This is a genomic window from Rhizomicrobium sp., assembly GCF_056722145.1.
The window spans coordinates 1-21,382 of the sequence record NZ_JBWZET010000022.1 but is presented as its reverse complement, the minus strand read 5'-3'; the positions used below and the strand labels follow the sequence as shown (position 1 = coordinate 21,382).

The window sequence follows — 21,382 nt, the reverse complement described above, 5'->3', positions numbered from 1 at the left end:
TCAGCCGACCTTTTCGTGCTGATGCGCCATGCGCAGGAAATTCTGCAGCAAGGCATGGCCGTTCTCGGAAGCGATGCTCTCGGGGTGGAACTGGACGCCGTGGACCGGATGCTCCTTATGCATCACGCCCATGATCACGCCGTCTTCGGCGACCGCGGTCACTTCGAGGCAATCGGGCATGCTCTCGGGCAGGATGGTCAGCGAGTGATAGCGCGTGGCGGTGAAATCGTTGTTGAGGCCGCGGAAGACGCTTTTGCCGGTGTGATGAATGCGGCTGAGCTTGCCGTGCATCGGCGACGGCGCCCGCACGATCTTTCCGCCATAGACCTGTCCGATCGACTGATGGCCGAGGCAGACGCCGAAAATCGGCACCGAGCCGTTCGCCTTCTCGATCACCTCGCAGCAGATGCCGGCCTCATTCGGCGTGCACGGTCCGGGCGACAACACGATCGCTTCCGGCCGCATCGCCAGGGCCTCGGCAGTGGAAACTTCGTCGTTGCGCACGACCTTCACGTCCGCCCCGAGCTGCCCCAAATAGTGGAACAGGTTGTAGGTGAAGCTGTCGTAGTTATCGATGAGCAGTAACATCTCAAATATCCTATTGAAATCATTGCCTTTGCGGGAAAATGACTTCCGGTTGTGCCCCCGCTGCAGCCGCGGCTGGTGATGGCTTTGGGATCGACATAGGGCATCCTGAGTCGGCCGGGGAACGGCCATTTTCGCGGAACGCGGCCGGGAAGGAAAGATGGCATGTGCGGCGCGCTTTGCCCCGGCTCGGAGGGCATCTCGATCGGCTGAATTCGACACCGGTAGCTCATTCCCGAGCGCCTGCGGAGGGACGCTGGAAATTGCAGTCCGAGTGACGACATTGTGCTCCAATTGGCGGCAAATGTGCTGTTGTTGCAATGGCGTTTGCACGAAAACCAAGTGTTGGCGCGCGCGCAGGTTGACTGTTTAAACGTGGTACTTACAGTTAAAGCCAACGGATGTGCTGGGGAACAAAGCTGTCTCGAAGACAGGGATTCTCGCAGAACCCGGTCGCGGGTCGGATGCTTTTGCATCGGATACATGGGCCGCGGCTTTGTTGGGCCGGTACATTCGGATTGTTTTGAGGGGTGCAGCAGTGGGCTCTGCCTACGTCAATGCTGGCGCGGCTGTGAGATCGCGCGGCGCAACATCGATGACCCGAGCGCGGGCGGCCGATCTGGCGTGTCTGGGAGCCGTGCTCCTGTGGGCGGGCTTCGTGGCCGGCGCTGCTGCCTACCCGTTCCTGGGTCACGTCCCGGATCAGAACGCCCTCTATAGTGCCGACACCGGCCGCGTCTTCGCCTACCTGAGCGACAAGACCGAAGGCTATTACCGCATGAAGGTGCACCCGCTGTATGGCTGGCTGTGCATGTTCTACCACGCGGTTGTCATGGATTGGCTCAAGGTGCCGCCATGGATCGGCATCCCGGCGCTTTCCGGAGCCATCGCCGTGACCTGCGCGGGCTTGCTATACGCTGCGATGCGGCGCCTTGGAGTGTTGCCGCTCACGGCCGCAAGCTTCGTCTTTCTGTTCTCGTCTTCGGCGACCTACGTGTTCTGGTCGACGTTGCCGGAAACCCATATGCTGGCGGGTGCGTCCGTCGTTCTCGCCGTGCTGGTGATGACCTGGCCTGGCGTCTCGCGCATCGGCCTGCTGAAATCGGCGTTGGCGTTGACGATCGGATTCTCGATGGTCGTCACCGACGGCATGATCTGGGTGCTGCGCCAGATCGATTTCACGCTGCTGCGCGCCGGCGGCCTTGGCGCATTCCTTCGCGGAAATTTTGCGCGGGTGGGCCCGGCGATGAAGCCGGCGCTGCTGGGCGTGTTTTTCACTTATCTGCTGTGGTTGCCGGAATGGCCCATTCTCGGCAAGCGCGTCGGCATTCCGTTCAATTTCCTGGAAGAACGCAATTTCGTCGAGCTCGAACCGCACGATTCGATGCTGTCGATTCACATCTTCGGCTTGACCCCGCCGGCAATTCCGTTCGATTGGCTGGTGCCGGCGGTAAGTATTGTCGTAACGCTGGCGTCGCTCTTCGTGCTGCGGTCGCGGCTATGGTTTATTCCGCTGTTCGCATTGTTCGGTCTGGTGCTGCACATGGTCTATTCCGGCGACTCCGCATTCCTGTTCTCGCCGGATTACATGCCGATGTTCATCCTGACGCTGGCGCTCGTTGCCAAGGAGAAATTACCGAACTGGATTCCCGGTGTGGTGATCCCGCTGGCCTTCGGTCTGTTGGTTCTCAACCTCTATGAATGGCACACGCAGATGATGGTGCTCGATGCCGCGGGAGGAGTCAGAACCTTCGAGACGGTGACACTGCATTGAGGTTCTCGCCGAGTGCTCGCCCTGGCTTTGCGGCGGCGGTTTTCCTGGCCATGCTGGTGCTGGCGGTGGCGGTGAATTTCGCCGGCTCGGCGCTGCTGCACCACGCCGGATTGCAAACGGGATTGTGGGACCTGCATTTCTGGTTGGTATGGCCGAGCGGACATACGCCAGCTTGGATGCCGGTTGACGATTCCTGGATGCCGATGCGCAAGGCCTATGAGTGGGTGCGTCATCCCCACCAGGGCACGCTGTATCGCGAAATCTTCTTCAACCAGCACATCAAATTCCAATACCCGCCATCGAGCCTGTTGGTGTTCGCGATTCCAGACGCGTTTCACGTCACGGTCACCGACCGGGCATTGAACTGGATCGGCTGGCTTGCCGTTCCGGCATCAGCGATGGCGACGGGCGCGATCGCCTATCATGCGGCGGCGCGGCAGAGCCTGCCATTTCGTTGGGGATGCGCTGTCGCGACGGGCCTCGCAGTCTTCAGTTTCCATTCGGTGATGTGGGCGTTCAGCCTCGGCCAGATACAGGCGTGGGTGAATGCGTGGTTTGCTTTCGCTGCGCTTGCCTGGCTGACCGGTCGCGACCGAACCGCCGGTGCGCTGATCGGATTGATCTGTCTGTTCAAGCCGCAATTCGGATTGTTCGTACTGTGGGGAGCGCTGCGCGGTCGCTGGCAGTTCGTCGGCGGCCTTGCCGTCGTGGTCGCGGCCGGACTGGCACTGTCGCTGGCGTGGTTCGGTTGGGCCAATCATGTCGATTATCTCTCGGCGATTTCGTTCATGAACCGGCATGGCGAAGCCTATTACCCCAACGCATCCGTCAACGGCGTGATGAACCGGCTGTTGTCGAACGACGATCCCTTCACCGTGAACAAGCAGGCATTCCCGCCGTTTCATCCGCTCGCCTATTACCTCAGCCTTGCGACGTCGCTGATGTTCGTCGCCATGGCGCTGTTCGTTCGGCGCAGCAAGGCGCGGACCGCGGATTTCATGGCGGCAGCGATTTTATTCACCATCGCGTCGCCGATCGCCTGGACGCATCATCTCGGTATTTTACCGCCGGTCTTTGCGTTCCTCGCCGCCTGTCTCATCCACCGCAGGCACTCGATTGCGCCTGCCGTTACGCTTGCGGCGGCTTATCTGATGTCGGCATTCTTCATTCCGCCGATGCCCGGTTTTTCCGGCGGCTGGATCAGCCTGGTGTATGCGCTGCCGCTTGCCGGGGCGCTCGTCTGCATGGGAATGCTGCTGGCTACGGAAACGTATGCACCACATCGCGATGTCGCGAAGCGTCATGTGGATTTCGATACAATCATTTGATTGACCGGTCATCGCTGTTGTCTGATGATCCCAGACGTAGCTGGGTGTATGCGCCTGGTTCGCATGGGAAGGATCCTGTCGTGGGCCTGCGCTCCGTCGTTCACACGGTCAATAGAAAAATCCCGCCGATCATAGTGTTTCTGACAACCGCAGTTCTCGCCGTCGCGGGCCTCTGGTTCGTCATCGGTGGCGTTTGGCTCGCGCTGCTTGGCGGCACGCTATATTACGCGATTGCCGGCGCGGGGATGTTGGCAACGGCGTGGTTCTACGGGCGCGGCTCGTCGAAATCGCTGGCATTGTTCGCAGCGGTGATCGTTTTCACTGCCGTGTGGGCGCTGTGGGAGGTCGGTTTCACCGGCTGGGAACTGGAGCCGCGCCTGTTTGCTCCATTGCTGTTCGGCGTCTGGCTGCTGCTGCCGTTTGTGCGTCGGCGCTTGAATTCGGGCGGCGCGCGCGGACTGGCCATCGTGCTCGCGGTAACGGCGGTGGTGTTGGCGGCGGGGTTCGTCACGCCGGTTGGCATCAGCGGTTTTGCGGACATGACACCGGTTGCGGATGGTGCCGATCACACCATGGCGAGCGGCGATTGGGTGTTCTATGGCCGCAGCGCCCGCGGCGATCGGTTCGCACCACTCGATCAGATCACGCCCGACAACGTCGCGAAGCTGGAACTGGCGTGGCAAATCGAGACCGGCGACGGACCACGGAACGAAAAGCCGGAATACAATTTTGAAGCGACGCCGATCAAGGTCGGCGACACGCTGTACCTTTGCACGCCCCACAGCTGGGTGGAGGCGCTCGATGCTGCGACCGGGCGCAGGAAATGGGTGTTCGATCCCCACGCCAACACCGAGCCCAACATTTTTCTCGCCTGTCGCGGCGTCGCCTATCACGAAGCGCCGAAAGGCACCGTGACGCCATGCCCGCGCCGCATCATCGCGCCGGTGGCCGACGCCCGGCTGATGGCGCTCAATGCCGATACCGGCAAGCCCTGCGAAGATTTTGGCGAGCACGGGTTCATCTCGCTGACGCGCTATATGGGCCATGTCAGCCCCGGGTTTCATTTCGTTACGTCGCCGCCGATCGTGCTGCAGGATCGCGTCATCCTCGGCGGCTGGATCGCCGACAACCAGCGCATTGGCGAGCCGTCTGGCGCGGTGCGCGCCTTCGATGCGATCACCGGCGCGATCGTGTGGGCGTGGGACCTCGGGCATGCGCCGGAGAACTGGGTGCCGCATGACGGCGAAATCCTGACGCCGGCCACGCCCAACGCCTGGGGCGCGTTTACCGCCGATCCGGCGCTTGGTCTCGTCTATCTACCGCTCGGCAATGCCACGCCGGACCATTACGGTGCGAACCGGCGGCCCTTCGATGAAAAATATTCGAGTTCGGTCGTTGCGGTGGATGTCAGAACCGGCGCGGCGCGGTGGCATTTCCAGACCATCCATCACGATGTCTGGGATCTCGACGTACCGGCAGGGCCTTCGCTGGTTGATCTGCCTGGACCGAACGGGACGGTGCCGGCGCTGGTGCAACCGACCAAGCGCGGCGAACTGTTCCTGCTCGACCGTCGCACCGGCAAGACGCTTGCCGATGTTGTCGAAAAGCCGGTGCCGCAAGGCGCGATTGCGGGCGACCACCTGTCGCCGACCCAGCCTTACAGTACCGGCATGCCGTCGCTGTCGCCGCCAGATCTCAGGGAAAATCATCTGTGGGGCGCGACTCCGTTCGACCAGCTCTACTGCCGCATCCAGTTTTCGCGCTATCGCTATGACGGACAGTTCACGCCGCCGGGCACGCGACCGGCAATCATCTATCCGGCCGCTGATGGCGTTGTCGACTGGCACGGCGTGACTGTGGACCCGGATCGCAAGATCCTCATCGCCAACGGAAGCTATGCGCCGTTCGTCATGACCGAGCCGCATCGCGAAGCGATCGAGCGCCGCGGCATCATCACGCCGTGGTCGGGCACCGGCGAGCAGCCGAAAAACGATTCCATGTATTTCCCGCAGTACGGCACACCCTATGCGGTGGTGACGCTGCCGTGGCTCAGCTTCCTCAAGGTGCCGTGCAATCCGCCGCCGTGGGGCACGCTGACGGCAATCGACCTGAAATCGCGCAAGATCGTCTGGCAACGCCCCTTGGGGACGACACGCGACACCGGGCCGATGCGGACCAAGGCCAACCTGCCGCTGCCGACCGGAATCCAGAACATCGGCGGCAACATCGTGACGCGCGGTGGCGTGATCTTCATTGGCGCGACAGCCGATCGATATCTGCGCGCTTTCGACGAACGCAGCGGCAAGCTGTTGTGGCAGGCGCGATTGCCGGCAGGCGGGCAGGCGACGCCGATGTCTTATTCCGTAGGCGGACGGCAATACGTCCTGATTGCGGCGGGCGGCCACCAGAAGTTCGGAACCAAAATCGGCGACTACGTGCTCGCCTTTGCGCTGCCGCAACACTGACGGCAATTTTGTCAGGTTGCCGTTAAGGGCTGTGCATCGACGTGAGCATCATGCCGGTGTCATATGCAACGCATACAAAAAATGCAGAACCTTGCGATCTGCGATTGACACGCGGCATCGTGAAGGGTCATTTGGATATGCGAATAAGAATGAGGGGTGCAGACAGTGTGGGGCTCGGCGCAAAGACCCGATGCGGGCATGAAACTCCATCTTGGTGCCTTCGATCGCGCCGTGGAGGGCTGGCTCAACACCGACGTGACGCCGCACATTTTCATCTCGCGCGTGCCGGGCGCTGCCGGGCTTCTGCGGGCCGCCGGCAAGCTCGACGATCACAAGTACCACATGCACCGGAGCGGTCAGTTCCGTGCGTTGAGATACCTGGATTTAACGAAACCGCTGCCGTTTGCGGACGAATCCGTCACCGCGGTGTTTTCGAGCCATGTGTTCGAGCATCTGTTCCGCGATGAGATCACGCAGCTGGTCGGAGAGATCCGCCGCGTCCTGACGCCGGGCGGGGTGTGCCGCGTTGTCGTCCCCGACCTCGACAAGGTGGTCGCCAACTATGATCGCGAGGCGCCGGAGCATTTCCTGAGCGCGCTGTTCGAAGCCGATACGCGCGATGCCGTCAAGAACGGCCATCATTGGGGATTCACCGGTGCGTCGCTGAAGAAACTCTTCGAGGCTTGCGGTTTTGTCACAGCCGAAGTCGTCGGTTTCCGGGAGGGCAGGTGTCCCGACATCGGAGTTCTCGACAATCGCCCCGACGAATCCATCTTTTTCGAGGCGGTCAAATAGGCGGCACTGCGGAACCAGGAAATAGGCACGGCATGCTGCGTGGCAGGAATACGTATCGCAAACAAAACTGTTCTTGGATTGCACTGCAGATCGCTTGAGCACCTGTAATCGTTCTTTACAGTAAAACATAGGCTGACGGGCGCATCAATCTATACAGCAAAGCAGCGCGCGTGGACGTAATGGTGAGTAACGACAACAATAAAGTGACGTTTTGTATTGGGTGTTGCCGCGGTTGTGCTTGACAATCGTTATCATTGTAAGTACCTAATACAGTCACAGGGCAGTGAAACTTTCAAAGGGCCAAAAGAACGTTGACGCAGAAGCAAGTGGGCTTCTGCGAACGAAGGGGTGTTGACGGTCCGAAGCATGCGCAACGAGCTTCCAATTGGCAGGCCCATTGAGGCGCTGCCTGATGCCCTTGATGCAGCAGCTATCAGCGGCGGTCTTGTCCATCGGCTAGGGCGCGGCCCGCTCGCATCCGATCTGCATGTCGGCGATCCACCGCTTCCCGGAGTGCGATCGCTCCTGCAGGACATCGCCGACGCGGCCCTCATCATTGTGCTGAGCAATACGGTCGGCCTGTTGTACCACTGGGCCGCCGCCAAAAGCCCGAGCGTCGAGGAGCTGACCTATACCGGCGTCATCGTGGCGGCGACGTTCGTGGTGTCGGGGCGGCTGTTTGGGGGTGCCATGTCGTGGGACGGCAAGACGCGCCTGCGCCAGTTCAAGGATGCGGCGCAGTACTGGACGATTTCGTTCGCCGTGCTGTGGTTCATCCTGTTCGCGTTCAAGGCCAGCGGCATGTTTTCGCGTGGCGCGGTGTTGACGTTCTACTTTACCTGCTTACCGGTGATCGGTGTTTGGCGGGTGATGTCCGAGCCGGTGATCCGCAAGCTGGCGCGCAAGGGATATGGCAGCCGCTCGGCGATCGTTATTTGCGATGCCGACGACCGCAGTGCCGACGGGTTCGTTGGCGAACTGATCGCCATGGGCTATCCGAGACCGACGGTTGTCGCGTGCGCCGGCCTGAAGGATCGCACCATGCACGCTGCGGCACAGAAGGATGCGATCGCGCGCGCCTTTGCAGCGGCCCGCGTCTGCGGCGAGGGCGAGATTTTCCTGTGCTCGAGCACGATACCGCAGGATCGTCTGATGTCGCTGGAGCGGGCTTTGTCGATCCTGCCGCGGGCGATCTTCGTCGTGCCTGAAGCGCGCACGGCCTCGCTGGTTCGCTGCAAGCCGAAAGCCATCGGCAGTTTCGTCGCGGTGGAGGTACAGCGCGAGCCGCTGGGGCTTGCCGAGCGCATCTGCAAGCGCGGCATGGATGTGGTGCTGTCGCTGGCGCTGCTGGTGCTGTTGGCGCCACCGTTGGTGTTGATTGCATTGGCGGTCAAGCTTGATGCGCCGGGGCCGGTGTTCTTCCGCCAGGTGCGTAACGGCTATCGCGGGTTGCCATTCCGCATCTTCAAATTCCGCACCATGAGCGTAATGGAGGATGGTGCCGTGGTGCGTCAGGCGGCGCGCGATGACGATCGGGTAACGCGGGTCGGCCGCATCCTCAGGCGGACCAGCCTCGACGAACTGCCGCAGCTGCTCAACGTTTTTCTCGGCGACATGTCGCTTGTGGGACCGCGCCCGCATGCCAAGGCACATGACGAATTCTATTCGCGCCTGATCGAGAACTACGAGGTGCGCCAGCACGTCAAGCCGGGCATGACCGGCTGGGCCCAGGTCAACGGCCTGCGCGGTGCCACGCAGGAACTCGAACAGATGGGCCGGCGCATCGACTACGACCTGTGGTACGCGCTGAATGCGTCGATCCTGTTCGATTGCGAAATCATGCTGCGGACGATTGCCGAAGTGTTCCGGCAGCGGAACGCCTATTGAGCCGGCGATGAGCGAACAGGCCAACGAAATGATCGGGGCGAAAGCCGCGGCGGCGAGCCAGGGTTGGTACGTCGTGCAATCGCGCCCGCATCAGGAAAACCGCGCCATCGAGCACGCGATCCAGCAGGGTTTTCGCGTCTGGTGTCCGCGCCTCAAGAAAACGGTGCGCCATGCCCGCAAGACGTCGACGGTGCTGGCGCCGCTGTTTCCCGGATATTTTTTCGTGCCGCTGGATCTCACGCGCGATCGTTGGCGCCTGTTCAACGGCACCCGCGGTGTCGTTCGCATCGTCACCAATGGCGATCGGCCGGCTCCGGTGCCCGCGGGCATCGTGGAAGCGCTCATGGCGCGAACCAATTGCGACGGCTCGATCAACTGGCTGCCGTCGCTTGAAGTCGGGGCGGCCGTCGTGATTGCCGATGGTCCGTTCGCCGATCTTGTCGGGACACTTGAATATCTCGGTCCCGACGGGCGCGTGCGGGTTCTGCTCAGCATTCTTGGCCGGCCCGTGAACGTTTCATTGCATCAACAGAGCCTGATGCCGGCCGCTTGAGGCGAGACCGGCGTCGACGGCTGTCAGGGGTGAAATACCGTTTCACCTCAACGGCGGCAGCATGCCGAAACACGAAGGAGAGGACGTCATCATGAAACTTGCATTGGTGTGCGGTGCCGGGGGCTTCATCGGCAGCCATATGGTGAAGCGGCTTAAGCGCGAAGGCTTCTGGGTGCGCGGCGTCGATCTCAAATTCCCGCAGTTTTCCGATACCGAAGCCGACGATTTCGTCATCGGCGATTTGCGCGACGCGGAATTCTGCCGGTCGGTCACCGATCGGCGCTTCGACGAGGTTTTCCAGTTCGCCGCCGACATGGGCGGGGCCGGCTACATCTTCACCGGTGAGCACGACGCCGACGTGATGCACAATTCGGCGACCATCAATCTCAACATGGCCGACAGTTGCCACAAGCGGAACATCAAGCGGGTGTTCTATTCGTCGTCGGCGTGCATGTATCCGGCCTACAATCAGGAAGATCCGGACAATCCCAACTGCGCCGAGAATTCGGCTTATCCGGCCGCGCCCGACAGCGAATACGGCTGGGAGAAGCTGTTCAGCGAGCGGCTCTATCTCGCATTCAACCGCAACTACGGCATGGAATGCCGCGTCGCCCGCTATCACAACATCTTCGGGCCCGAAGGCACCTGGACCGGCGGCAAGGAAAAGGCTCCGGCCGCGATCTGCCGCAAGGTGGCGGAGGCCAACAGCGGCGGCTCGATCGAGATCTGGGGCGATGGGCTGCAGACGCGTTCGTTCCTGTTCATCGACGAATGCGTCGAAGGCACGCTCAGGTTGACGCGCTCGGAACACACCGGGCCGTTCAACATCGGTTCCGACGAAATGGTGACCATCAACCGGCTCGCCGAAATGGCGATCGAGATTTCCGGTAAGCGGCTTGGCGTCGAGCACATCCCGGGTCCGACTGGCGTGCGCGGCCGCAATTCCGAGAACACGCTGATCCGCGACACGCTGGGCTGGGCGCCGAGCCGGCCGCTGTGGGATGGGCTCGAGAAAACCTACGCCTGGGTCGAGTCCCAGGTGCGCGCCACGCACAACCGCAAGCCGGCGCCGACGCCGATGCGTGCGGTGGCCTGAGGCAGGGACATTCCGATGCAAGAGATCATCGCCAAACCGGCGCCGACGCGGCGGGTGCATCCCGCAGCGTTCATCGAAGGGTTGCCCGTCACCTGTGCCGAGCGGCCTTACGTCCTCAGGGAAATCGAGCGGGCGATCAACGCCCGTGAGATCGGCCACTACATCGCCGTGACCAATCCCGAGAACATGTATCACGGCATGCGGATGCCGAGCATTGGCGCCTATATGCGCAATGCCGATTTCTCGGTCTGCGATGGCGTCGGCGTGATCGTCGCCGGTTACGGCTGGGGCCATCGTATCCCGCGCTTTCCGGGACCGATCCTGCAGCTGGAAGCATCGGATTGGGGCAACACGAAGGGTTGGCGGCACTTCTATTACGGCGGCAAGGAAGGCGTCGCCGATGAAATGGCGCGGCGGCTGAAGGAAAAGTATCCCGGGCTTGTGGTCTGCGGCACGTATTCGCCGCCGTTCCGTGAACTGACCGCGGAAGAAGACGACGCCATCGTCAAGATGATCAACGACGCCAAGCCCGACATCGTCTGGGTCGGGTTGCCGGTGCCCAAGAAGGAGCGCTGGATCGCCGCCCACCTCGGCCGCATCAATGCGCCCTGGCTGATCGGCGTCGGCGCCGCGTTCGATTACCACGCCGGCACCGTGAAGTGGGCGCCGGCTCCGATCCGCGCCGCCGGCATGGAGTGGCTGTATCGCCTGATCGTCGAACCGAGAGTGCGCGCCAAACGGACGTGGTGGCATCTGGTGTTCGTGGCGCAGGCCTTTTTCAAGGGTGTTTTGACCGGGCGCTTCATCAAGCCCGCCCGCACCACGCCCGCAATCGCCAACGGAGTATCGCAATGATCCGCGCCGCACTGATCGGCCTCGGCAAGATGGGGCTGTCCCACCTTGCCATCATCAACGCCCATCCCGACATCGATTTGGCGGCGGTGTGCGATCCCTCCGACTACGTTCGCGAGGTCGTGAGCAAGTATTCCGGGCTCAAGGGCTACAGCGATTATCGCAAGATGCTGTCCACCGAGAGTTTCGATGCGGTGTTCGTGGCGACGCCGTCGCGCTATCACGCCGAAATCGTCCGCATGGCGCTTGACGCCGGTGTCAACGTGTTCTGCGAGAAACCGTTCTGCCTTGATCCCGCCGACAGTCTGGCGCTCGCGGAAATCGCCGAGAGCCGCGGCTTGGTCAATCAAGTCGGCTATCACTATCGCCATGTTGCCGTGTTCGACCAGTTGAAACAGCTGATCGACGCCAAGACGCTCGGCAAGCTGCATCACATCCGCGTGGAAGCGTACGGTCCGGTGGTGCTGCGTCCGAAAGGATCGACGTGGCGCACCCAGAAAGTGGAGGGCGGCGGCTGTTTGTGGGATTACGCCTGCCACGGCATCGACCTCGCCAACTATCTCGTCGGGGCGCCGGAAAGTGTCGGTGGCGCCGTCGTCAACCGGCTGTACTCGGCCGACGTCGATGATGAGGTCTACGCCAGCTTCTTCTATGACAGCGCTATGACCGGACACGTCGCCGCCAATTGGAGTGACGAGAGTTTCCGCAAGATGTCGATGAAGGTGTCGGTATGGGGCGAAAACGGCCGCGCCGTCGCCGACCGGCAGGAACTGCAGATATACATTCGCGACAACACCGGTCTCGCCTACGAAAAGGGCTGGAATACCCGCTACACCACTGATCTCACCGAGCCGGTGTGGTTCTATCTGCGCGGCGAGGAATATTCCGCCCAGATCGATGGTTTCGTGCAGGCGGTGAAGGCGGGCCAGACCGATACGCGCAGCACGTTCCGCTCGGCGGCAGAGACCAGCAAGGTCGTGGCGGCGATCGCGCGCAGCGCCGATGGCGCCCGCACGTCGGTGCATCCTGAACTGCCGGAGGCGCGGCCGGCAGCGAAGACGGGTTTCTGGAGCGGATTGCGCCAAGGCGCGGGAGCACGGGGGTAATCATGGAACGCATTCTGTTCGGCGATAACCAGTTTTTCGGCATCAACCACATGTCGGAGGAGCGCGCGCGCGCCCAGGCGATGCGGTTTCAGAAAACCGACGCCATCATCGAGGTACTTGATGCGGCGTATGCGGAGGGTATCCGCGCTTTCATGTGCACGACGCACGAGCGGATCGCGGAAGTGTGCGATCACGTCCGCGCCCATCCCGACCGCTATCAGGGCTTCGTGTTCTATCCCTGCATGCCGTATGCACACAAATACGCCAATGCCGTGACCGAGCAGGGGCTGCTCGGGGCGCTGAAGTCGTTCCTGCCCAACGAAGGTGCGCTGGGCGCAGCGTTGCAGGGCGGCACGGCGGTGGCGCGCAAGGACATCGACACCCTGGCGCGCATGCTGATCGACGCCGAAATGAAGATGTTCCGCGGCCTCGAAACACCGGTAATCTTCATGCAGAACGTTCTTACGGACCTGATCCTCGGTGCGGGCATGCTGGACGGCTTCCGCATCTTCGCCGATCACGTCAAGACGAAATACGGCGCCGAGCCCGGCTTCATCACCATGAACGTGCCGATGCTGCTCGATGCGCTGGAGAAGGTCGGCATCGACAACCCGATCATCTGCGCCAACATCAACAAGATCGGCTTCCGCATGTGCGGCGGTGTCGAAATCTACGAGAAGACCATCGCGACGCGGCGGTTCCGGCCCGTTGCCATGAGCGTTTTCGCGTCAGGTGCAATTCCGCCGCGTGAGGCGATGGAATACGTCTGCCGCCAGGACGCGATCCAGGCGATCGTGTTCGGCGCTTCCAGCCGCGGCAACATCCGCTCCACGGTGACGCTGGCGGGCGAGTTCTGGCCTGGCGAAGCGGCTGTGGCCGTGGCGGCGAGCTGATCCGTGCACGGAACGGTTCCCAACAAGCCGCGCCTGCTGCTGGTGTGCCATATGCCGCCGCCGCTGCACGGTGCTGCGGTGATGGGCGAAGCGGTGGCGCGTTCGGAGCGGCTGCGCACGCTGTTCGACGTCACCGTCGTTCCGATCCAAGTCAATCGTGGCCTCGGGGCGCAACAGAAATTCGGGCTCGGCAAGCTATGGTCGTCGGTGCTCTTGTGCGTTGCAGTGGCACGCGCCCTCATCGTCGAGCGCCCGGCCGCGATGTATCTGACCGCCAACGTCTGCGGTTTCGCGTTTTGGCGCGATCTCATTCTGGCACTGATGTGCCGGGCCGCCGGCGTCACGCGCATCTATCATTTGCATATGAAGGGTCTTCGCCCGCGCTATGAGCGGTCCGGCTTGATGCGTATGGCGTACCGGCTGATGTTCGACGGTGCCGAAGTCGTGCATCTGTCGGAGCGGCTTTATCGCGACGTCGCGCCGGTGGTGCCGGCGCAGCGTTTCCATGTTGTCGCCAATGGCCTCGACATCGCGACGCCGCTGCAGACGCGCGCGAAGGCAACGCCGACAGTGTTGTTCCTCTCCAATCTTTACGAGAGCAAAGGGCCGCTCGATCTGCTTGAAGCGAGCCGTAGCGTCTTGGCCCGTGGCATCGCGCACAATCTGGTATTCGCCGGCGGCGGTCCCGAGCCCCATGTCATCGATCGCATTCGCGAGGCGGGGCCGCCGGTGAGTTGGGTCGGTCCGGTCGAGGGCGCTCGCAAAGCGGCGTTGCTCGCCGAAGCCGACGTGTTCGTCTTCCCGTCGTGGTATCATTTCGAGTGCCAGCCGTTGGTGGTCATCGAGGCGATGGCCTATGGCAAGGCGATCATCGCCTCCGGCGAGGCCGCCATTCCCGATCTTGTTAGCGATGGAAAAACCGGACTGATCGTGCGTGGCAAGGCGGTCGACGAAATCGCTGACTGCCTGGCGTGGTTGCTGCTCGATCCGATGTTGCGGGCAAAGCTCGGAGCCGCGGCGGCAGCGCGCTATCGTCAGGCGTTCACCGCGGATAAGTTCGAGGAGCGGCTGGCGCACACGTTGTGGCAGATCGTCGTTCCGGCCGAACGGCAAGCGGCGCGCGCCGCGTGAGCCATCCCGCCACAAAGCGTACGCCGGAGCCGGGCAGGCACGCTGTTGCCGTTCCGTCGACGCGCATCACCATCCTCAATAACATGGTGACGCCGTATACGAACCGTCTCTACAACCGGCTGGTGCGGGAGGGTGTTGCGCTCTCTGTGGTGTCGTGTTCGGCGCAGGAGGCGAACCGCAGCTGGGGCGACAACGAGCCGGCGGCGTATCCGCATGCCGTGCTGGAAGGCCGCGCGGTGCAGCTGGGACCGGGCCGCTATGCCCATATCAACAAGGGCGTTGGCGGAGCGCTGGCGCAGACGCAGCCGGACTTTCTCTTCATCAATGGTCTCTATCCGACGATGCTCGTCGGCGCGGCCTGGGCATTCTTGCATCGCACTCCGATGGGCATGATCACCGAGGGCTGGCGCGAGACGATGCCGAACTCGCTGCCGCATCGGCTCATCCGGCCGCTGGTGATCGGGCGCTGCAAAGCGGTGATGACGCCGGGGCGCAAGAGCGCTGCCTATTTCCGCAGCATCGGTGTGGCGGCGGAGAAGATCCATCGCGTGCCGCTGGTGCCTGCCTGGGAGATGCCGGAGCGCGTGCCGTCGTTCGGCGAACGTGAATTCCACCTCCTGTGGTGCGCCCATCTCAACGACACGCAGAAAAACGTCTCGTTTTTCCTCGATGTAGTCGATGCGCTCAAAATGCGGTTGCCGAACTTGCGCGTGCGCATCGTGGGTAAGGGCGAGCTTGAAGAAAAGCTGGTTGCCCGGCTGAAGGCGGCCGATGTCGCGTTTCGCCACCAGCCGTCGGTGTCTTGGCATGAGATGGTCGAGGTTTACGCCAGTGCACGCGTATTCCTGTTGCCGTCGCGCTGGGAGCCGTGGGGTCTGGTCTGCGACGAAGCCGTGCAGTGCGGCGTCCCGGCGCTGGTCTCGCGCCATGTCGGCGCCGGCGACGATGTCGTAGTGTCGGGATCGAACGGCTACGTCTTGCCGCTGGAGGTCGACGCCTGGGTCGAGCGCGCCCTAATGCTGGCGACGGACGAGCAGGAATGGTCGGCGTTCTCCGCCCGCGCCCGCTCTGCCGCCGCATTTCGCGGATTGGAAAATTCGGCGCGCGCGTTCATCTCGATGGCGAGCACGTTTTGAACGGAACCGCGATCACCATCCGCCTGCCGCGCGCCGCTGCGCCGCTGCGGATTCGGGCGGGGTTCGTCCGCGATGTCTTCACCGCCTGCTATCTGCTGATGCTGTGCGGTACGCTCTATTCGGTTTTCGTGGTCGCGGCGCCGTCCGGCGCGATCATGGAGAAGGCGGGCTCGTCGTCGAGCTACACCGCGCTGTGGCTGGTTCTGTACGGCTTGTTGCTGTTCTACCTGCGACACGAACTGATCAATCCGATCAATTTGTTTTCCCAAAACCGCTGGTTCGGACTGTTTGTCGTGTCGGCGCTGCTGTCCTATGCGTTTTCGCCGCCGTCTTCGCAGCTGGTTGCGACCAAGCTGTTCATGTATGTGATGACGTTGCTGTTCGGCATGTATTTGGCGCGGAATTACACCGTCGGCCGCTTCGTGTCGCTGTTCATTACGCTGTCGGCCGTCGTGCTGATCGTGCACTGGCTGATCTATCCGATAGAGTCGCATTTCACCTACGACCGCATGGCGCGCGAGACCTTGCTCGGTTTTAAACCGTATGGCGGGCTGTTCGGGCACAAAAACCTCGCGGGCCTGTTCTTCGGATTGGCGGCGCTGGCCTGTTATGGCCGAGCTTTGGTGGCGCCGAAACGATGGCGGTACCTGGCACTGGCAGGCGCGCATACGGTGGCGCTGGTCGGCGCCGGGGCGGCGAGCGCACTGCTCTGTGCCGGCCTTGGCGCGCTGATCATGACCGGTTTCTTCCTGATGACGCGACGTTCGAAATGGACGCCGTTCTTCGTGCTCGCCATCGCCATCGTCATCGTTGCGGTGATGAGCATGGGCACCGGGTCGGTGTTGCACGCCGTCGGCCGCGACGCCAGCATGAGCGGGCGGTCGCGCGTTTTCGCGGTGTGGCCGAACTATTTCTGGCAACACCCGCTGTTCGGCTGGGGCTATTCCAACTTTTTCACCGGCGTGTGGAACGAACCGGCGGTCGAACTGCGCACGCTGACGCCGTATCACGCGAAATACTTCACCTTCGAGAGCGGCTATCTCGAGATGCTGATCGACTTCGGATTGATCGGCGCGGCGCTGTTTTTCGCCATGATGGCGACGGGCCTGCGCAATGCGTTGCGTTTGGCAAGGCGGACGGACGTGCTTTACGCACAGGTGCCGATCGGCTGGCTGGTGTTCATCGCCGCCATGTCGGTCTCGGATTCCGGGCTTCGCATTCACAACCTCGTCACCGCGTCGCTGGTGGCCTGGATGTATTTCGGCCTGCGGGCGCGCGCGCGCCGCCGGTCATCCCAATTGGTACAAACGTGGAGGCCGATATGGACGCCCAGCTAGCCCGGACGATCGACACTGCACCCGACGTACCGTTGGTGATCGATCTCGACGACACACTGGTACGGACCGACATGCTGGTCGAGAGCTTTTTCGGCGTGATGGGGCGTTCGCCGCTCACGGCGCTGAAGGCATTGCCGGCGTTGGCGCACGGCAAGGTGGCGTTGAAGCGGCGGTTGGCGGTGGATTACACATTCGATCCCGCGACGTTGCCTTACAACCAACGGGTGATCGAGATGGCGCAGGAAGCGTCAGCAAATGGGCGCCGGATCGTGCTGGCATCCGCGTCGGACACGCGCATCGTCGGCGCCATAGCCGACCACCTTGGTTTCGATCAATGGTTCGGTTCCGACGGCAAGGTGAATTTGAAGTCGAGCCGTAAGTCGGCCTGCCTGGTGTCCGAGTTCGGCGAGCAGCGGTTCGATTACGTCGGCAACGAGGCCGCTGACCTCGAGGTCTGGCGCCACGCCCGCAACGCCATCACGGTCGGCGCACCGGCGGGCGTGATCGGCCGTCTTCGCCGCGGGCAGGATGTGACCCGCATCGAAGCCGGTCGGACGTCGCTGAAAGCGTGGATCAAGCTGTTGAGGCCGCATCAGTGGGCGAAAAATGCCCTCGTGCTGGTGCCGATGCTGACGTCGCACACGTTCAGCCTCCACAACATTCTCTACAGCCTGCTGGCGTTCGTGGCGTTCTCGCTGTGCGCCTCGGGCGGTTATGTCGTCAACGATCTCGTCGACATTGAAGCCGACCGCGCTCATCCGACCAAGCGCAAGCGGCCGTTCGCCAGCGGCTCGGTGCCGGTGCTGAAGGGGGCGCTGGTCGGCGTCGGCGTGCTGGCGGCGGCATTCGCGCTGGCGGCGTTCGTCAACCTCAATTTCCTGGCGGTGCTGGCGGTCTACTTCGCCGTCAACATGGCGTACTCGTTCTCGCTCAAGCGCAAGATGATCATCGATGTGGTGACGCTCGGCGGGCTCTACACCATTCGCGTCATCGCCGGTGCCGAAGCGATCGACGTTGTGCTATCGGAATGGCTGATGGCGTTCTCGATGTTCATGTTCCTGTTCCTGGCGATCATCAAGCGGCATTCCGAGATGGTGATGCGGCTCAACGCCGGGTTGTCCGATCCGTCCAATCGCAATTACAAGGCGGTCGACATCAATGTGTTGGCGGGACTGGCGGCAGCGGCGGGTTATTCGTCGGTGATCGTGTTGGCGCTCTACATCGCCAGCGATCAGGCGCGCAGTCTCTACCATCATTCGCAGTTCCTGTGGCTGGCGTGTCCGTTGCTGCTCTATTGGATCGCGCGGTTCGTGATGATGAGCCAGCGCCAGCACATTCCCGACGATCCGCTGGTGTTTGCGTTGCGCGACAAGGTGACGTTGGGTATTGCGGTGGCGGTGCTCGCCCTCGGTACGGCCTCTCTCTAGGCCCATGATGGCGATCGCAGACGCGGTGTGGTCTCGAGCAACGGCGGTGACGCGCGTGGGCTGGCTCGATGGCGCGCTGTTCGGGCTCGTTATTGTCGCGGCGTGTGCGATCGGTTGGGCCGCGGCGGTGGCGTTGCATGGAAACGTGCCGGCCCAGAACGCGATGTATGACGCCGATACCGGCCGTGTGCTCGGCAATCTTACGGGCGCGTCGGACAATTACTACCGTCTCAAGGTGCATCCCTGGCACGGCTGGATCTGCGTTTTCTATCAGCAGGTGCTGGCGCGCCTGTTCGGATTGCCGGCCGCAGAAGCGGTGCCGCTGATCGGAGTGATGATCGCGGCGACCGGCGCGGGTTTGCTGTATGTCGTGCTGCGCCGGTTCGATATCGGGCCGTGGGCGGCAACGTGCTACGTGCTGCTCTACTGTTCCACCGCGAGTTTCGTGTTTTGGTCGACATTGCCGGAAACCCATATGGCCGGCGGTGTTTCGACGATCGTCGCAGTGCTGGTGATGACCGCGCGCAAGCCGCGCTCGGCTCTGGCATTCGCCGCGAGCTTTTCCCTTGTGGTGACGAATGCGGCGCTATGGGTGCTCGAAAAGATCGACTTTACGGCGCTGCGGCGGGGCTGGCGCAGCTTCGCGGGCGAGAACATTTCACGCGCACGCATGATGGTGCGGCCGGCGCTTCTCGGATTGGCGCTGGTCTTCGCGGTCTGGGCGCCGCAGTGGCTTTTCCTGCGCAAGCGTCTCGGCATTCCGCTCAATTTCTTGGAGGAACGTCACTTCGTCGAAGTCGGCGCCCGGACGTGGGACCAGTCGTTGCATGTATTCGGGCTGTTGCTGCCGGGAACGGTGGTGTCGGTGCTGGTTGCCCTGATCGCCGTCGCTGTTTTGGTGGTCGGCTTGTGGGTGTTGCCGCGCACGCAATGGTTCATCCCGCTGTTTCCGCTGTTCGGCGTCGTGCTGCATTCGGTCTACGGCAGCGAAAGTGCGTTCCTGTTTTCGCCCAACTACCTGCCGTTGTTTGTCGTGGCTTTGGCATTGGTGGCCAAGAAAAAATTGCCCCGATGGTCCGCGGTTTTGGCCATTCCGGTCGCGGCGCTTTTGCTCATCGTCAACTTCGGCGCTTGGAACGACAGCCTTCAGCATCTCGCGGCGACGGGGCAAATGCGGACCTACGCCGCCGCCGTGCACTATTAGGAGATCTGCAATGCGTACCAACATTCCACTCGGGTTTTGGATGCTGGCATTCGTCAGCGTCGGACTTTCGACGGCGGCCCAGTTGTTGATGAAGTCGGGCATGAGTCTGCCGTCGGTGCGCACGGCGATGGCGGGCGGGCCAGGGCCGGCGTTGACCGCGATGTTCACCAGTCCGCATGTGATTGCCGGGCTCGGCGCGTACGGCATCGGCGCAGTGCTATGGCTGTTGTGCCTGTCGCGGATTCCGCTGGTGATGGCATATCCGCTGGTTTCGCTGGCGATCGTCGGCGTGATCCTGTCGTCGGTGTTCCTGCTCGGCGAAAGCGTTTCGGTCACCGGCATCGTCGGCTCCATGCTGGTCGTCGCCGGCGTTGCGCTGATCGGGTTTTCGCGCTGATCGACCGGCGGACATTTTTCGCAACCGGTGCAGCAGCGCTGCTCGCGCCCGGCCTATCGGGTTGCGAGAGCAATGCGGCACAGTTGCCGTCGTCGCGTTTTTTTGTGTTTGGAGAAGGCAACCGGCGCAAGCTGCTTTATCGCGCCGGTACACTGTCCGACTTGAAGACCGGCGAGGTATTGTGGCACGGCACCGTCACATCGGAAACCATCCGCGCCTCGGAGACGACCGTCGATATCGTATCTGACGGCAAGGCGATCCGCCTCAAGGAGGACGAGACCGGCGTCTGGATCGGTGATCAACCCATTGTTTCCGGCGGCGGCATCAGACGGCCGCGCTTTGCCGGTCCCGATGCCGGCCGCTTGCGGGCGCTGCATCACGAACTGCTCGTCAACATCGTCGGCGGTGTGCCGCTGCCCAATCTGATCGTCTATGACAAGCCGTGGCGGCGCGATGCCGCGATGATGGCGATGGCATTGGAAAAGACCGGTAACGTCGGCCTCATCACACCATGGATCAACGGTCTCGATAATGTGTTCGACACCAACGCCGGTGTGGAAGAGCCCGATAACATCGGCCAGACGCTGTATCTTCTCGCGCTGGCGAAGGCGCCGCGGGATCATCCGCTGATTGCGCAAGCGGTCGCTGCGGCCGAGCGTTTCCGTCGCGGCGATCATATTTCCGGATCGACCGACGGCGGCACCCATGCTGCCTATCAGACGGCGTGGTTGAAGACCGGGTTGCAGGCGTGGGGCTTGCCGGATGCCTGGCAAGTGCCGTGGCGGGCCGATCACTATCGTTCGCTGGTGTGGTGGATGCCGGACGGCGGCGTGCCGTATCCGTTGCGTTTCGGCGCGCAAAATAGCCGCGATTATCCCTATCTCGCCTGGGCCGAGGCGCATTACTGGAACAATGATCCGCCGCCGCTTCCGCACCGCGATGCGTTTCCGCAGACCTGGGAAGCCAACGGGGCCAGCGCGGATTTTCGCAAGATGGAACGCGTGGATAGCGCCTGGGCGAGCGCCAAGCTGGCCGGACCGCATGGTTGGCATGCGGCGGAAGCGTTGCTTTATGTGTTGCAGCTGGCGTGATGAACGCGATCGCCGCCGTGTTGCGCTGGCCGCCCGCAATCTCAACGTCGCGGCTGCAGTTCCTGACGCGCTGGGGCCGGCCGGTGATGCTCGGCATCATCGAACAGGCGATCTACAGCAGCGCCAACCTTGCCTTCACCGTGGTGTTGCTGCGGATGATCGGCGCGCGCGAATTCGGCACCTTCAACATCGCCTGGTCAGTGGTGATGCTGGCGGAATGCATCCTCTACAGCCTGTTCGGCGACGCCTTGCCCGCGATCGCCAACCGGCTGCCGAAAGCGCTGTGGCCCGAGTTGCGCGCAGCGGTCTATCTGTGGTCGGCCGC

18 protein-coding genes and 1 pseudogene are annotated in these 21,382 nt (G+C 62.5%); 18 read left to right on the top strand and 1 reads right to left on the bottom strand.

Annotated features, from left to right (window positions below):
- Positions 1 to 588 carry an anthranilate synthase component II gene (locus tag AC1P6P_RS01170; protein WP_481400600.1) on the bottom strand — a complete coding sequence of 196 codons (588 nt, stop codon included), beginning with the start codon at positions 586 to 588 and terminating at the stop codon, positions 1 to 3.
- Positions 589 to 1,180: 592 nt separating this feature from the next.
- Here AC1P6P_RS01170 and AC1P6P_RS01165 point away from each other — a divergent pair.
- The 18 genes and pseudogenes from AC1P6P_RS01165 to AC1P6P_RS01080 all read left to right on the top strand — a co-directional run.
- Positions 1,181 to 2,359: a hypothetical protein gene (locus AC1P6P_RS01165; RefSeq protein WP_481400599.1), complete on the top strand. Its 1,179-nt coding sequence runs from the start codon at positions 1,181 to 1,183 to the stop codon at positions 2,357 to 2,359.
- A complete protein-coding gene (locus tag AC1P6P_RS01160; RefSeq protein WP_481400598.1) occupies positions 2,356 to 3,687 on the top strand; it encodes a glycosyltransferase family 87 protein in 1,332 nt (443 codons plus the stop codon). The genes AC1P6P_RS01165 and AC1P6P_RS01160 overlap by 4 nt, the downstream gene beginning before the upstream one ends.
- Positions 3,688 to 3,821: 134 nt before the next feature.
- Positions 3,822 to 6,152 (top strand): membrane-bound PQQ-dependent dehydrogenase, glucose/quinate/shikimate family, encoded by a 2,331-nt coding sequence (locus tag AC1P6P_RS01155; RefSeq protein WP_481400597.1) that lies wholly within the window; start codon positions 3,822 to 3,824, stop codon positions 6,150 to 6,152.
- Positions 6,153 to 6,350: 198 nt separating this feature from the next.
- The gene (locus tag AC1P6P_RS01150; RefSeq protein WP_481400596.1) at positions 6,351 to 6,947 is read left to right on the top strand and encodes a class I SAM-dependent methyltransferase; all 597 of its coding nucleotides are present in this window, start codon (positions 6,351 to 6,353) and stop codon (positions 6,945 to 6,947) included.
- Positions 6,948 to 7,460: 513 nt separating this feature from the next.
- Complete coding sequence (locus tag AC1P6P_RS01145; RefSeq protein ID WP_481400595.1) at positions 7,461 to 8,834, top strand: exopolysaccharide biosynthesis polyprenyl glycosylphosphotransferase; 1,374 nt, start codon at positions 7,461 to 7,463, stop codon at positions 8,832 to 8,834.
- Positions 8,835 to 8,841: 7 nt separating this feature from the next.
- Positions 8,842 to 9,387 (top strand): transcription termination/antitermination protein NusG, encoded by a 546-nt coding sequence (gene nusG / locus AC1P6P_RS01140; RefSeq protein ID WP_481400594.1) that lies wholly within the window; start codon positions 8,842 to 8,844, stop codon positions 9,385 to 9,387.
- A 91-nt stretch (positions 9,388 to 9,478) separates the two neighbouring features.
- A complete protein-coding gene (locus AC1P6P_RS01135; RefSeq protein ID WP_481400593.1) occupies positions 9,479 to 10,483 on the top strand; it encodes an NAD-dependent epimerase/dehydratase family protein in 1,005 nt (334 codons plus the stop codon).
- A gap of 15 nt (positions 10,484 to 10,498) precedes the next feature.
- The gene (locus AC1P6P_RS01130) at positions 10,499 to 11,338 is read left to right on the top strand and encodes a WecB/TagA/CpsF family glycosyltransferase (RefSeq protein ID WP_481400592.1); all 840 of its coding nucleotides are present in this window, start codon (positions 10,499 to 10,501) and stop codon (positions 11,336 to 11,338) included.
- Positions 11,335 to 12,441, top strand: coding sequence for a Gfo/Idh/MocA family protein (locus tag AC1P6P_RS01125; protein WP_481400591.1), 1,107 nt, complete (start codon positions 11,335 to 11,337; stop codon positions 12,439 to 12,441). The genes AC1P6P_RS01130 and AC1P6P_RS01125 overlap by 4 nt, the downstream gene beginning before the upstream one ends.
- Before the next feature lie 2 nt (positions 12,442 to 12,443).
- Entirely contained in the window at positions 12,444 to 13,334 is an 891-nt protein-coding gene (locus tag AC1P6P_RS01120; protein WP_481400590.1) for a hypothetical protein, read from the top strand.
- A gap of 3 nt (positions 13,335 to 13,337) precedes the next feature.
- On the top strand, positions 13,338 to 14,465 hold the full coding sequence (locus AC1P6P_RS01115) for a glycosyltransferase family 4 protein (RefSeq protein ID WP_481400589.1): 1,128 nt from the start codon (positions 13,338 to 13,340) through the stop codon (positions 14,463 to 14,465).
- Complete coding sequence (locus tag AC1P6P_RS01110) at positions 14,462 to 15,601, top strand: glycosyltransferase family 4 protein (RefSeq protein WP_481400588.1); 1,140 nt, start codon at positions 14,462 to 14,464, stop codon at positions 15,599 to 15,601. The genes AC1P6P_RS01115 and AC1P6P_RS01110 overlap by 4 nt, the downstream gene beginning before the upstream one ends.
- Positions 15,505 to 16,938: an O-antigen ligase family protein gene (locus AC1P6P_RS01105; protein WP_481400587.1), complete on the top strand. Its 1,434-nt coding sequence runs from the start codon at positions 15,505 to 15,507 to the stop codon at positions 16,936 to 16,938. The genes AC1P6P_RS01110 and AC1P6P_RS01105 overlap by 97 nt, the downstream gene beginning before the upstream one ends.
- Positions 16,923 to 18,365: a UbiA family prenyltransferase gene (locus tag AC1P6P_RS01100; protein ID WP_481400586.1), complete on the top strand. Its 1,443-nt coding sequence runs from the start codon at positions 16,923 to 16,925 to the stop codon at positions 18,363 to 18,365. Before AC1P6P_RS01105 ends, AC1P6P_RS01100 begins: the two co-directional genes overlap by 16 nt.
- 7 nt (positions 18,366 to 18,372) lie before the next feature.
- Entirely contained in the window at positions 18,373 to 19,569 is a 1,197-nt protein-coding gene (locus tag AC1P6P_RS01095) for a hypothetical protein (RefSeq protein WP_481400585.1), read from the top strand.
- A gap of 10 nt (positions 19,570 to 19,579) precedes the next feature.
- Positions 19,580 to 19,966 carry a DMT family transporter gene (locus tag AC1P6P_RS01090; protein ID WP_481400584.1) on the top strand — a complete coding sequence of 129 codons (387 nt, stop codon included), beginning with the start codon at positions 19,580 to 19,582 and terminating at the stop codon, positions 19,964 to 19,966.
- A 104-nt stretch (positions 19,967 to 20,070) separates the two neighbouring features.
- Complete coding sequence (locus AC1P6P_RS01085) at positions 20,071 to 21,057, top strand: hypothetical protein (RefSeq protein WP_481400583.1); 987 nt, start codon at positions 20,071 to 20,073, stop codon at positions 21,055 to 21,057.
- Positions 21,057 to 21,382: pseudogene (locus tag AC1P6P_RS01080) on the top strand (hypothetical protein); the annotation flags it as partial. The gene AC1P6P_RS01085 and the pseudogene AC1P6P_RS01080, both read left to right, overlap by 1 nt.